At 40.0% G+C, this 13,958-nt stretch carries 12 protein-coding genes; 2 read left to right on the top strand and 10 right to left on the bottom strand.

The genetic code is table 11. The features are described 5' to 3' along the window. Nucleotides 1-374: 374 nt before the first annotated feature. From IGL80_RS01695 to yfmF, 7 genes are all read right to left on the bottom strand, one after another. Nucleotides 375-2,159, bottom strand: coding sequence for an ABC transporter ATP-binding protein (locus tag IGL80_RS01695; RefSeq protein ID WP_010821161.1), 1,785 nt, complete (start codon nt 2,157-2,159; stop codon nt 375-377). Next, nucleotides 2,159-2,758 (bottom strand): MarR family winged helix-turn-helix transcriptional regulator, encoded by a 600-nt coding sequence (locus IGL80_RS01690; protein ID WP_002359022.1) that lies wholly within the window; start codon nt 2,756-2,758, stop codon nt 2,159-2,161. The genes IGL80_RS01695 and IGL80_RS01690 overlap by 1 nt, the downstream gene beginning before the upstream one ends. A gap of 248 nt (nt 2,759-3,006) precedes the next feature. After that, nucleotides 3,007-3,585: a CDP-diacylglycerol--glycerol-3-phosphate 3-phosphatidyltransferase gene (gene pgsA / locus IGL80_RS01685; protein WP_002365382.1), complete on the bottom strand. Its 579-nt coding sequence runs from the start codon at nt 3,583-3,585 to the stop codon at nt 3,007-3,009. Nucleotides 3,586-3,683: 98 nt separating this feature from the next. After that, nucleotides 3,684-3,896 carry a hypothetical protein gene (locus IGL80_RS01680; protein WP_002359021.1) on the bottom strand — a complete coding sequence of 71 codons (213 nt, stop codon included), beginning with the start codon at nt 3,894-3,896 and terminating at the stop codon, nt 3,684-3,686. Between the two features lie 124 nt (nt 3,897-4,020). Next, nucleotides 4,021-4,887: a RodZ domain-containing protein gene (locus IGL80_RS01675; RefSeq protein ID WP_002359020.1), complete on the bottom strand. Its 867-nt coding sequence runs from the start codon at nt 4,885-4,887 to the stop codon at nt 4,021-4,023. Nucleotides 4,888-5,054: 167 nt separating this feature from the next. Next, on the bottom strand, nt 5,055-6,359 hold the full coding sequence (yfmH, locus tag IGL80_RS01670; protein WP_002354885.1) for an EF-P 5-aminopentanol modification-associated protein YfmH: 1,305 nt from the start codon (nt 6,357-6,359) through the stop codon (nt 5,055-5,057). Then, nucleotides 6,352-7,620, bottom strand: coding sequence for an EF-P 5-aminopentanol modification-associated protein YfmF (gene yfmF, locus IGL80_RS01665; protein WP_002354884.1), 1,269 nt, complete (start codon nt 7,618-7,620; stop codon nt 6,352-6,354). The genes yfmH and yfmF overlap by 8 nt, the downstream gene beginning before the upstream one ends. 208 nt (nt 7,621-7,828) lie before the next feature. On the opposite strand from yfmF, the gene mscL reads away from it, so the two are divergent. Next, nucleotides 7,829-8,278, top strand: a complete 450-nt coding sequence (gene mscL, locus IGL80_RS01660; protein ID WP_002359018.1) for a large conductance mechanosensitive channel protein MscL — start codon at nt 7,829-7,831, stop codon at nt 8,276-8,278. A gap of 40 nt (nt 8,279-8,318) precedes the next feature. On the opposite strand, the gene IGL80_RS01655 is transcribed toward mscL, so the two are convergent. From IGL80_RS01655 to treR, 3 genes are all read right to left on the bottom strand, one after another. After that, nucleotides 8,319-9,026 carry a WxL domain-containing protein gene (locus tag IGL80_RS01655; protein ID WP_002359017.1) on the bottom strand — a complete coding sequence of 236 codons (708 nt, stop codon included), beginning with the start codon at nt 9,024-9,026 and terminating at the stop codon, nt 8,319-8,321. A 95-nt stretch (nt 9,027-9,121) separates the two neighbouring features. Continuing rightward, on the bottom strand, nt 9,122-9,835 hold the full coding sequence (locus tag IGL80_RS01650; protein WP_002354879.1) for a WxL domain-containing protein: 714 nt from the start codon (nt 9,833-9,835) through the stop codon (nt 9,122-9,124). A 395-nt stretch (nt 9,836-10,230) separates the two neighbouring features. Next, nucleotides 10,231-10,944: a trehalose operon repressor gene (treR, locus tag IGL80_RS01645; protein WP_002354877.1), complete on the bottom strand. Its 714-nt coding sequence runs from the start codon at nt 10,942-10,944 to the stop codon at nt 10,231-10,233. Between the two features lie 261 nt (nt 10,945-11,205). Here treR and IGL80_RS01640 point away from each other — a divergent pair, with 261 nt between their 5' ends. Next, the gene (locus IGL80_RS01640) at nt 11,206-13,950 is read left to right on the top strand and encodes a glycoside hydrolase family 65 protein (protein WP_002404790.1); all 2,745 of its coding nucleotides are present in this window, start codon (nt 11,206-11,208) and stop codon (nt 13,948-13,950) included. The last annotated feature ends 8 nt before the right edge of the window (nt 13,951-13,958 follow it).

Genomic DNA, 13,958 nt, shown 5'->3' with positions numbered 1-13,958 from the left:
CGGTCCTCGCGAATTGGCTTTATACCGTGACTCTACATTTTATGAAGTAAGTGAACTACCATGGAGGTATTTAAAGAGGTCGGGACAGAAGTGTTTAACTCCGAGAAATAAGAAGGAATTTCCGAAAATTGTTCTTTAATTTTTGGAGAATTTCGGCTTATTTCCGAAGGAGTTGCTTCTGTTCCCGCCGTTTATTAGTTTTTGAGCGTAGAGCAAAAATCCAAAGTGATTTTTGTCCCACGCTTTTTATCTTGTGGGTAAAAATAAGTTAGAAAAAAGAACTTGGGGGTTATGTCCAAGTTCTTTCTAAATCTTAAGACAATTAGTTAAATGCATGTGTTGTCTTAGCTTCATTTTAAGTTTGCTTATTTCGTTCATTCCGTTACTTTAAATTGTTCGGATACATATTTAGCGTAAGTTTTATGTTTACTTACTAGCTCATCATGTTTTCCTGAACCAGTTACTTTCCCTTTTTCAACAAAGTAAATGCTATCCGCATCAACAATTGTCGACAATCTATGGGCAATAACCAATGTCGTTCGGCCCTTCATTAAATTAGACAATGCCTCTTGGACCTTCATCTCAGATTCTGAATCTAGGCTAGCAGTAGCTTCATCTAACATTAAAATCTTGGGATTCCGCAAGAATGCACGAGCAATTGCAATACGCTGTCTTTGTCCTCCAGAAATTTTAACGCCACGTTCACCGACTTCCGTATTCAATTTATCTGGCATTTCTTCTACAAATTTTCGCGCATATGCTAGTTCCAAGACATCCCATAGTTGTTCATCTGAGAAGTTTTCTGCTAAGCCATACGTTAGATTATCTCTGATTGTCCCTGCCATAATCGCAGAATCCTGTGATACAAAGCCGATTTGACGACGATAATCTGATAATTTGATATCTTTTATGTCAATATCTCCAAATTTAATTTGTCCTTCTGTAGGTTCATAAAACCTTTCAATTAAACTAAAAATCGTCGATTTCCCGCCACCTGATGGGCCAGCAAAAGCAATTACTTGGTTTGGCTGAGCAGTAAAAGAAATGTCTGTTAAGATAGGTTCCTCTGGTGCATCTTCATAAGAAAATTTTACATTTTTAACTAATAAAGTCTTTTCCGATAAATCAATATCTTGTCCACTTTCAAAGTCTTCAGGTTCTCTAGATAACAATTCTTGCACTCGTCGCGTTGATCCTGCTGCTTTAGCTACTTCAGAAAATAACGTCGCAATGATTGGCATGGCGCCAATAAGATTAAATAGATACATTAAGAAACTCATCAATGTTCCGATTGTCATCACACCAATGGCAATTCGATGCATCCCATATGCTAATAGCCCAAATACCATGCTCATAAAGACCATCATCATAATTGGTTGCATAGATGCATCAAATATTGCTTCTTTTTTCCCTACATTAAATAACCGATCCACTTCATTTGCAGCACGAACCTGCGCCTGAGATTCAGCATTAGAAGTTTTGACTAAACGAATTTCACTCAACGTTTCAGTAGCAAGTCCGTTAAATTGACTCATAGCATCTTGGCGAATGTGACTAACTTTTGAACCAAATGCCATTACTGGAATCATACAAAGGATTACAACAGGAACAGCAATTACCATAGCAAGCGACATATGCCAATCCATTTTAATCATCATATATACCGTACCAATAACTGTAATCACACTGGCAACTGTTTGAGGAAAAGTAACGGCTAACAATTGCTTAACTTGATTAGTATCATTTACGACCCGGCTGGATATTTCACCCGCTTTAACAGAGTCAAAATAAGAAACTTTTAGAATAGTTAATTTATTCCATAAGCGTTTACGCATATTTTGGATGACATTTTCACCAAAAATACCTAAAATTGTCCCTCCTAATGCAGAAACGAGTGCTGAAAATATAAATAATCCAACAACTTTACCTAATAAACTATAATCTACTCCCTTTTGAAAATTATTGACTAAACTTGAAGCAAGTTTTGGAACGTACACTTGGATACTAGAAGAAATCACAAGAAATATCATCCCAATGCCAAGCAGTAAATAGTTAGGCTCTGTCATCTTGATTAAGCCTAAAAATTCTTTAAACGAAAATTTTGTTTTATCTGCTCGGATAGAATCATGACTATTTTTGCCGCCTCCACCTACTGCCATTATCTTCTCCGACCTCTCTTCCATCCTTCAAAGCCACCGTATTCACCGTTGAATTCACCAAATCTACCAAAGCCATCATGTCCCATCATCTGTTCTCTAGCTCTACCATATCTAGCTGATATTTTTCTGAAATGTTCCCAATTTTTATCGTCGCCAAAAATTGTTTCAATTTTATCTAAAAATTCTTCACTAGAAATATTCTTTTCTATACGTTCTAAATAATTATTTAAAGACTCTAGTTCCTCCTCTGAAAAGCCCTTAAACATTTCTTCATTAAATCCATTGGAAATATTTCCTTGAGTACTTAAACTTTCTCGTCCCTTATCGGTCAATACAACGAATGTGACCCGAGCATCTGATTCATTTTTGACTCGTTTAACTGCTTTAACAGACTCTAATTTTTTTATGATTTGTGTCACACTAGAAGGTTTTATATCTAAATATTCAGCGATTCTTCCAGCTGTTACATTTTCTTCAGAAGCAAGCAATTTTAACGTTTCAAAAGTGTTATCTGGCTTCTCCTCTATGCTAGAAGCAAAGATTAAGTAAGGTTGTTGAGCAATTTTTAATAGTTTATTTAAAATATCTGTTTTTTTCATAATTTCCTCCAAAAAATTTATTTAGTTTATATATAATCTAACGAACTAAATAGTAATCTATTTAGTTTACTTTGTCAACAACAAACTAATTATTTGCATGTAGATATAACCAAAATGAAAAATAGCATACAGAAACTGCCGATTTGTTTTATCGATTCATCTGTTCCTCTACTTAAAAATCTATTTGCCGATTCAATCATGAATACTAAAAAAACGCTTGGCACAAGCCAAGCGTTTTGATTCTCTCTTTACATCGAACCTTTAAAAACATCTTTATTCTTAGCAAAATAATCAACACCAGAGTAAATGGTGAAAATCAAGCAGGCATATAGCATGATTTGATCTAGTGGTAGATGAAGTGCTGAAAATGGAATGTTGTTAATGAATAGTAAAATAATTGCAACCATTTGGGTAGCTGTTTTTACTTTTCCTGGCCAAGCTGCTGCCATTACTTCGCCATGTTCGACTAATAACAACCGTAAACCAGTTACTGCCAATTCACGACAAACAATAATTGCTACAATCCAAGCAGGTACTTTGCCTTGACCAACTAAGACGATAAAGGCGGTCATCACTAGCATTTTGTCCGCTAATGGGTCCGCAAATTTTCCGAAGTTCGTCACCAAGCCTTGTGCACGGGCAATTTTGCCATCCAACCAGTCTGTAAAACTAGCAACTGCAAAAATAATCGCGCCCACTAATTGGGTAACGGCTAACGTTGTGTCGCCAAAACTAATCGTTCCCCAGTCCATCGGCACCGACACAATAATAATAAAAATCGGAATCATAAATATTCTTAAAACTGTTAATTTATTTGGTAAATTCACTTCAATTGCCCCTTCCTTCTCCTGTTCTATTTTACGTTATCTTGCTGGCAGTGTCACGAAAAAAAGAAAAGAATCTGGAATAATTGCCGTTTGACCGTTTATTCAGAAATATTCTTGCCTTTTTTTAGAAAGAGCTGGTAATAGCCTAAACCTAAATTAATCATTCCAATCAATGTGATACTGTCTAAAAATTTAGAACCATAGATAAAGTAGAAATACAGTTGTAAGCCAACAATCAAGAAGCCCATGACCAACAGAGCGATTGAAAATATGGTGATAAGATTAAATTTTTTATTAACTATTTTAAGCATTGATAACCCCTTCTCTCTTGAATTATTATTGTCGTCTTTTTAACCATTCGCTGTTAATTATAAAAGAAAAGAATCTGGAATAATTGCCGTTTGACAGTTTATCCAGATTCTTCTTACACCATTTCTAACGATACGTAATCCCTAATGTAACATCCTTACGAATTAAAACTGGCGTTTTTTCCAGTGTTAAATCGGCGCCATCGACTTGAATGGCGACGTTATTTGAGGCGCCTAGAATCAGTGTTGCATTGGCGGCATTCGCAGGTAAAGCTGTTGTTTGGGTCTCTCCTGCTTGCAGGGTGTGTTGGTACGTATAGTTGCCATCGACCATCACGCCAATCCAGCAAGAGCCTTCAGTCCCTTTAAAGGTAATGTTGATTGGACTATTCGCATCTTTAACCGTTGCAGTCACTTGATTGTTAGCATCACTCACCACAGCCACAGCTGTTTTCTTCTCTGGTTCGCTTGAAGAAGACGGCGGTGTACTACTTTGTGTGCTACTTTCTGGGGCTTGACTTGATTCTTTGGGTTTTTCCACACTGGCACTAGTTGCCGGTGTTTGAATAATCGGTTCGGCTTTTTGATCTTGCCACATAATATACAGCACTACGACCGCAATGGCTAAACCAATTAACGAAAAGGCAATGGCTGGTAAGTTCCGCAGTAACCAACTGGATTGCTTTTCTTCGTCATGCAATTGCTTACGTGATCCTTCAAGCTCTTCATACACTGGCTTGGGTTCTTCGACAATTGCTGGTTCTTTGCCATCATAGATATCTACCAATTGATTGCCATCTAAGCCGACCGCACTTGCATATTGGCGGATAAACGCCCGCACATAAAAGGTGCCTGGTAAGGACTCAAAATCGTTTTGTTCAATAATTTCTAAATATCTTTTTTGAATTTTTGTCATTTGTTGCAGTTCATCAATTGAGATGTTCTTCTGCAATCTTGCTTCTTTTAGTGTTTCTCCAATATTTACGCTGGCCACTCGTCCATCTTCTCCAGTCTATTTTGTTAATTTATCGATTGTCTCATCAGTCTTTTTCAATTGCCAAGGAAAACATTCCCGTCCTTTAAGAATACCACAAAAGAAGCCAACTGAGGATAACAAAATTGAAAGATTTCAAAGATTTTTCTTTTTCTTAAACAGTTGGTTTATTGCTCGGTTTCTCCTTTAGGATACATGTAGAAACGGCTCAATCCTTCTTCACGAATCAAGGTCTCTGCTACTTGGCGGACGTCGGCTAATTGAATGCTTTCAATGACTTCAATCTTATCAAACAGCGTGGTTTCCCCAAACAATGATTGTGAAAATTGGTTGGCGATATACTCTAAAGAGTTTAAGGATTGGAAGTATTTACCAATCATTTTTTTCTTCAATAAGGACAAATTTTCTTCCGTTAATTCTGGACTTGTTGTGGCAGATAATAAAATAGCTTCAATTCGTTCTGCTAAGACTTCTGGTTGCTCACTATCGCCGCCAATATCCGCAAAATGGAAACTGCGATCTAAATTAAAGTCATAACTAAAACTATCATCTAACAAGCCTTCATCATAAAGAGCCAAATAGTTTTGAGAGGTATTACCAAACAATAATTGTAACAACAAGTTCACGGTGACTTGATATTTCATTAAGTCACGACCCGTTGTTGGCACTTCATCTAAGCCTTTCAAGCCAACAAGCACTTTTGCCCGTGTGACTGCCATTTCAATGGCGCTCTCTTTGACAATGTCAGCAGCTGTTTCTTCAGGGAAATGCCGACGAATAGGTTGGGCGGCAGGAAACTCTTTCGCCGCTTGATTTTCACGAATGAAGGCCATTAACGCTTCAGGGTCCATTTTCCCTACCACGAATAAGGTCATATTACTTGGATGATAAAACGTATTGTAGCATGTATACAAATCTTCTGCGGTAATCTCCGCAATACTTGCCACTGTACCGGCAATATCAATGTGCAATGGATGTTTCGGATAAAGGTTGCCTAAAATGCCAAAGAACAAGCGCCAGTTAGGATCATCTAAATACATTTGAATTTCTTGTCCAATGATGCCTTTTTCTTTTTCGACCGTTTCCTTCGTGAAATACGGCGATTGCACAAAATCAAGCAACGTTTCTAGATTTTGTGTCACTTGATCCGTCGTTGAAAACAAATAACTCGTCTTCGTAAAACTGGTAAAGGCATTCGCTGAAGCCCCTTGTTGCCCAAATTTTTGGAAGACATCGCCATCTTCTTTTTCAAACATTTTATGTTCTAAAAAGTGGGCGATTCCGTCAGGCACTTCAATCATTTCCTCTTGACCAATTGGCACGAACGTATTGTCAATGGAACCATAATCGGTCGTAAACAAACCATACGTTTTTTGGAAATCATTTTTCGGTAATAGGTAAACCTTTAACCCATTCGCCAGTGTTTCTGTATACAATGTTTCTTTAATTTGTGCATAGTCTTTTTTAATCATTTTCCGTTTCTCCTTCCAAAAAGAAGATCGCTTGAAGTTCCAAGCGTTTGGCCACTTCTTGGATTTCTGAAATGGTCACGGCATTGATCCGCGCAATCCATTCCTCCGCCGTCAGCATCGTCTGCGGCATTAATTCGTTCAAGTATTCTTTTTCCAGCCACGCGCCTGCATTATCTAACGCTAAGATATACTGATTTTTTAGCATCGCTTTCGTTTGTTCAATTTCTAATTCGCTAATCTTACCTAAGCGAATATTTTCCAATTCTGTCGAAATCAAACGCAAGACCTGATTCCGATTTTTGCCATCGATTCCTGTTTGAACCGTCATGAAGCCACGGAAGGTGTCGATACTACTAGAAGCATAATACGCTAAATGCTCTTTTTCACGGACATTCATAAATAATTTAGAATGCGGGAAACCGCCAAAAATCCCATTAAACACTTGCAACGCAAAATAATAGCTATCGCCATAATAAATATCCGTGTTGTAAGCCAAGTTTAATTTTGATTGGGCTAACACCTCACGCTCGGTCCGCTCTTCAATCACATTGCGAATTGGTTGATTGTAGAAAATCGCGGCTTTGCCTTCTTCACGAGGCGTAAACGGTAATTGCTTGAATAACGGCACTAGCTCCGCCTCATTGACATCACCTAAAACAAAAATATCCACTTGATCTTCCGCCAGCATTTTTTGATAATACGCTGCTAATGACGCCGCTGTTTCCTCAGCTAACGCCGCAACGGTCCCGAAACTAGGGATTTTTTGATCCTCTGATTGATTAAAATAGACACTTTGAAGCGCCAAAGAAGCATAGGTTTGCTTATCCTCCACAATACTTTCCAAGTACGCTTTCAAGTTCTCTTTCTCCCGTTGGAAGGTTTCTGCCTCAAATTGGCCCGCTTGAATATTGGGGGCAAAAATAATTTCCTTCAAAAAGTCCACCGCTTCGGCGAGAACCTGACTATCCTGTAAATAATGATCATTGACAATGTTCATAGAAATATTAAACCAATGTTGATTGCCTTTTTTGGAAACGCCAATCCCAAAGCTGGCGCCGTAAAGTTCCGCCAAACGCTCACTTAACTTGACTTGATTCGGGTAATTCAAGCTGTTGGTTTCCATTAAACTGGACAACAGCGTTCTTTTTGTAATGGTTTCATGATTTAATCGTGTATTAAAGCGGACTAAAAGACGCACCGTTTTATATTTTTCTGTAGGAATGACGTGTAAATTCACGCCTTTAACTAATTGAACAGACATTGCCGCATCGCTCCTTCATTTGCTTCATCTTACCTAAAGAATGCTGTGAAATATATGTATCGCGTAAATTCTAAAGCATTTTTTAATGTTTTTTCCAATAGCTCCATTATAACACAGCTTCAGGTGCTTTCTGAATGATAAGAGTTTTTCAGTTCAAATTTTCAAGAAGATTCGGTATACTGTTTTTAAAGTGAGGAGGGAAAAAAGAATGATTAAAGAATTTAAAGAGTTTATCATGCGCGGGAGTGTCTTAGACCTAGCCGTTGGTGTTGTCATTGGTAGTGCGTTTACAGCGATTGTGACACAAGTGGTGGAAGGCTTGATTACCCCGTTGATTAGTCTGATTTTTGTCTTGACGACTGGGAAAAAGAGTGCCGACGATGCATTGGGTGCCCTTGTTTATAAAGTCGAAGGCGTTGAATTCAATATTGGTAGCGTGATTAGTGCACTTATTACATTTTTAATTACGGCCTTCGTCCTCTTCTTGATTGTCAAAGCGGCCAACAAAATGAAAAACCGCGGCAAAAAAGAAGAAGCGGCAGAAGAAGAAGTGGTACCAACGAGCGAAGATTACTTAAAAGAAATTCGCGACTTGCTAGCGGCGCAAACACCGCCTGCTGAAACTGTCAAAACAGACAGCACCGTCACAGAGAAATAAGTAAAAAGTCATCCTGAGGGGATGACTTTTTTGTTTGGACTTAGATTGATGGTCCTGCGACGAGGTTCCAGGTGATGTTGCCTGTGTAGGCGCCTTTTTTAAGTTCTTGCATTGGTGTGGTAACATTTAATGTCATATCTCCGAAACGTCCTGCCCAAGTTCCTTGCCCTTTGCCAACAGTGGCATTCATTAATACAGTGGCGCCACCACCAATTTTCATGCTTGTTCCACTGAAATCAGGAGCTGTTGGATCATTAGCAATGCTTACACCATTTAAAGTAGCAGCTAGTCCATAATAAGGTTCTTGAGTAAGATCAGTAATATATTGTGCATAGTAACCTTGTAACCCAAAGTTAATATCACCCGCTAGTTCATCTGTTCCATTATTCATCTTCATTAGTTCACCTGTTACATGCCACCCTTCTTTAGTACCACGTACATCGCCTACCATAAGAGCTCTGTATGTCATTGAATTTGCTTTGATAGCAGATAAATCATCATTAATTTTTGCAAGAGGAAAGTCAAAACTTCTTGGAATGGCTAATAAGTCAAAATCTGTATTTGGTTTAGTTGGGTCTGGATCCACAATTCCACCAGTATTATCCTCGTGGTCTGGCAACACACCCCCACCAAACTCAACCTGTACAGGCGTATTCCCTGTCGTCACCGCCTGTGCTGAAAGTGGTGCCAAACTTGCGCCAACTACAGCGCTACCAACCAATAAACTTGCCATGATTTTCTTTTTCATCTATGTACGCTCCTTTGTTTTCAATTCGTCTATAAAGTACAGAACAGCAAAAGTGACGACTGCTGTTCTGTACTTGATTCTTTCATTTCTTGTATTTAGATTGATGGTCCTGCGACGAGGTTCCAAGTGATGTTGCCTGTGTAGGCGCCTGCTTTGATTTCGTAGGCTGGGGTGGTGATATTTAGAGAAGTACGGAACATTGTAAATTGCCATAATCCTTGACCTTTACCTACAGAGGCATTACTAACAAGAACAGCATCACCACCTAAATCCAGTGTCCAATTATCAGAATTAACAAGATTTGGACTCGTATTTGGGTCTAAGAAAGTAAAATCTAGAATCCTAAAGTAATTATTTACCACGTCATATTCGAGTGGATATAAAGAATTACTACTAGTTGTAATATTTCCTTCTAAACTCTCTTCGTCAAACTTCATTCCGTTTGATTGCGCGGTAACGTGCCAACCTTCTTTTGTTCCCCGTAAATCACCTACACCAACAGCTTCTACATGTCCGTTAGTACCTACATCATTCTTATTAGGAATAGATTTTGTCAAATCATCTGAAATAGAAAGCTTACCAAAATCATATTCCCTTGGAATAAATAGTAAATCAAAATTACTATTTGTAGCTCCTGGGTCAGGTCTTACTGTATTCGGATCTCCACCAATATCTGGTAATGATCCTCCCTCAAACTCCGCTTGCACAGGTGTATTCCCTGTCGTCACAGCCTGTGCCGACAGTGGTGCCAAACTTGCGCCAACTACGGCACTACCAACCAATAAACTTGCCATTATTTTCTTTTTCATATGTACATCTCCTTTAACATCCTGAATTTCCAGTGCGCCCTAGTTGTTTCTTTGGCGCTGCTGAAGCTATGGCTTTATTATACAAGATTCCCCCTTGTCTGTGATTTTAAATATTGAACAGTTCTTGCAAAAAAACAACATTTCCTTTAAAAGCAACGTTTCCCCTTAGTTTAAAGGCTTTTTTTCAACACTTATTGATATTTTCGGCTGTTATTTAATGGTTTTTCCGAAAAAATGCTTTAATAAACAACGAGAAAACGTCACAAAGTAGAGGTCAAACTCTAACTTTGTGACGTTTTCTCCTAAAATCTTATACATTTATTCGCAGATGCAGCAAAAAACCCGTAATTTTTTATTTAATGACAGCCGTTTTTATATTTGTTCGTCACTAAGACTTACAATTTACGGCGACGGGCGAATTCCACAAACTTAAATTTGTTTAAGCGGTGACGAGATTCCGTATAGCCAAAACAGCGGGTATCTTCCAAGTTCATGATACTGCGGACCACGACGACATGATTGCCTTCCACTTCACCAATCAGCTGCTTGTCCATCTCTGTGAGCGGTTCCACGGTAATTTCTTTCTGGGCATAACTAATCGCCAAGCCAAGGTCGTTTTCCAGATAATCGAAAATCGAATCTTCGGCACGGTGCTTCGGCAGTTCTGGGACGATCTCTTTAATCAAGTAATCAATATCTAAAATATCGACTTCCCCTTCAATCTCCCGTTGCCGAACTAAGCGCCACACAGGGGCCCCTTCCGTCCAACCAGTCAACTGAGCCAAGTTGCGCTCCACAGGAATTTCTTCTAAGGAAACCACATGAGTATGACTTTCAATATGTTGCGTTTGTTGTAACTCCTTGTAACTGGTCACCCCTGAAATAGGAAAATTAAACTTTTTAAAGTTGAGCACAATCGAGCCTTTGCCTTGTTTTTTCTGAATGTAGCCAGCGTTAATCAGTAAATTCAAGGCTTTCCGAATTGTTTCACGGGAAACATTGTAAGTTTCCACTAATTGATTTTCACTAGGTAATAAATCGCCTGGCTGATAGTCGCCTTGGACAATTTGTTGTTCTAATTCTAAAAATATGTCATGAAACTTGTTCATGCCGATCCTCCTCTACCAACAATTTCTTTTCTAAAAGCATAGCATATTCCCTCCGAAAAACCTAGAGCTGGTCAGAAAAATCCCCCGCACTTTCTGCCTTGCTTACGCCACAAACTCCCCCAGCCAAACCACTGCTTGACCGCCTTTTTTTCGGACCCAGCACAGTCGGTTGCTGCCCCCTTCTGGAAAAGTTTTCCCAAGAATCTAGGGAAAATCCTTGTAATTCTGATTCGTTCATACTATACTGTAGTCAAACGAAACATGTCTATACAAGTTCATAAGGAGGCGCCAAACATGACTATTTTAGAATTAACATTCGCAACGAACCAACTAACGACGACTTTTTTTAACCATAAATTGGAACCGCTTCACCAAAAAACGTTCCCTTTTGAAGCTTTGACTATCGAAGAAACGGTTCCTGAACTGTGCCAATTGATTGTGGCAGAGGCTGCGCCGATTCTGGGGGGGATTGTGGCTGATTTCCCAGCGGATTTCTTTTCGCCAGAGGAAACGTTGGCGCTGGTTCCGCAAGCGGTGATTCAAGCATTCGCGGAACAGTTGAACACACCACTTTTAACGGCAGCCGAACAAGCGGCGGCACCAAACCTGCTGGCAGCATTTGAAGAAAAACGGCAGTATTTGGCTTGGCATTTGGACTATTATGGCTACGTGCCTGGGAAAAATGAATATGCGGTGGAGTCCCTGTTAACTGTCGGCAATGGCTTTTTAGGCTTGCGCGGCACGACACCTGAGATGACGATTTCTGATGATCATTATCCAGCGACCTACATTGCGGGGCTTTATAATACAGCGGCTTCGGAAGTTGCGGGTCAAGTAGTGGAAAATGAAGATTTCGTCAATGCTCCTGACAACCAACACATCGCTTTAAAAATTGGCGATGCCACTGACTGGTTAACGATTTCTCCAGACACGCTACAACAATTACACCGTCAATTGAACTTGAAAACGGGATTGTTTGTCGCAGAAATGATTTTGAAAGATGCGGACAATCAGCAAATTAAATTAACGACGAAAAAAATCGCCAATATGGCACAGCCGAATGACTATCATCTGCAATATACGTTTGAGCCGTTAAACTTTTCGGCCCCGATTACTTTGAAAACCGTCACGGATGGCAGTGTCTACAACTATAACGTGGCGCGGTATCGCAACTTAACAGCCAAACATTTTCAGGTGACAGCATTAAGCGCGCAGGAAAACAAAACCGTGATTGAGGTTTGTACCAATCAATCCAACTTGAGCGTCCGAGAAACGGCCTTGATAACCGGTGATTTTTTTGAAAAAGAGGCCATTATGATTCAAGAAGAAGCGGAAAAAATCGCCCAAGTGGTGACCGTGATGGCGCACCAAGGAACGCGCTATACGCTAGAAAAACAAGTCTTTGTGCAAGCCAGCCACGCCGAACAAAGTTGGCAAGTACCGTTTACGCCGAGGGACTCTTTTGCGGCCGCCGCTCAGGAAAGCGCCCGCGCTTGGCAAACCCTTTGGCAACAAGCCAACATTACCGTGACAGGCGATTTGATGTCTCAAAAACTTTTACGGATTCACAGTTATCACTTGCTGGCTTCGGCTTCGCCTTTTAGTAACCAAGCCCAAGCATTGGACGTCTCGATTACCGCCCGAGGCTTGCATGGTGAAGCGTATCGTGGACATATTTTTTGGGATGAAATTTTTATTTTACCTTTTTATATTCAACATTATCCTGACACAGCGAAACAATTGTTGCTGTATCGCTACCACCGATTAGAGAAGGCGAAGGAAAATGCGGCGGCCAGCCAGTATCGTGGCGCAATGTATCCGTGGCAATCAGGACGTGATGGGCGTGAAACCACGCAAAAGCTTCACTTAAATCCGTTGAATGGACATTGGGGCGAGGATCATAGTATTCTGCAACGGCATGTGTCCCTAGCGATTGCTTACAATGCTTGGTTGTATTGGCATAGTACACAGGATCATGAATTTATGAAACAATATGGCGGCGAAATGTTGTTAGAAATCGCTCAATTTTGGAACAGCGCTGCGACGTTAGATGACGCAACAGGACGGTTCTTTATTGATAAAGTGATGGGACCTGATGAGTTTCACGAGGGCTATCCAGACCAAACGGAAAGCGGCTTGAAAAACAACGCCTATACGAATTTGATGGTGGTTTGGCTATTCGAAGAATTAACCAACATTTTGGCACTTTTCTCTGAGGAAGAACAGGCACAACTTTTTGCCAAAACGCAGACCACTTCGGCTGATTTAGCCCGCATGCAACAAATTCAAAATTCACTGGAAATTGAAGTTAATTCTGACGGTATTATTGCGCAATATGAAGGGTATTTCGGCTTAAAAGAGATTGACTGGGCGGCGATGAAAGAGAAATACGGCAATATTTACCGCATGGATCGAATTTTAAAAGCCGAAGGGGAATCTCCCGATGATTACAAAGTGGCGAAACAAGCCGACACGTTAATGTTGTTCTACAACTTAGACAAAACTCGGGTGGATCAAATTTTAGAAGATTTAGGGTATCAATTGCCTGCGGATTATTTGGAAAAAAATCTTTTGTATTATCTAAAACGGACGTCTCATGGTTCGACTTTGTCACGAATTGTTCATGCCCAATTGGCAGAAATGGCGCAATTCCATGAGCTATCTTGGCAACTTTATCAAGAAGCGTTGTATTCCGATTATCGTGACATTCAAGGTGGCACGACCGCTGAAGGGATTCATACAGGAGTCATGGCTGCGACGATCCACGTTACTTTAGCGACGTATGCAGGCGTTGACACGCGCCAGAACGAGTTATCAATTTGTCCAAACTTACCTGAACATTGGCAATTGCTGGCCTTCCAGTTTATTCATCAAGGCGTGACCTATCAATTTTCATTAACACAAACCAGTGTCACGATTACAGCAGATAAAGACACACAATTATTGGTTCAGGGCGCGTTGATTCCGTTAACCGCCGAACGACCAAAAGAAGTACATTATCAATAAAGGAGCGA

The organism is Enterococcus sp. DIV2467a (assembly GCF_050532945.1).
Classification (GTDB): Bacteria; Bacillota; Bacilli; order Lactobacillales; family Enterococcaceae; genus Enterococcus; species Enterococcus faecalis.
The sequence above is the reverse complement of the archived record's forward strand: the minus strand, read 5'-3'. Positions and strand labels throughout refer to the sequence as shown.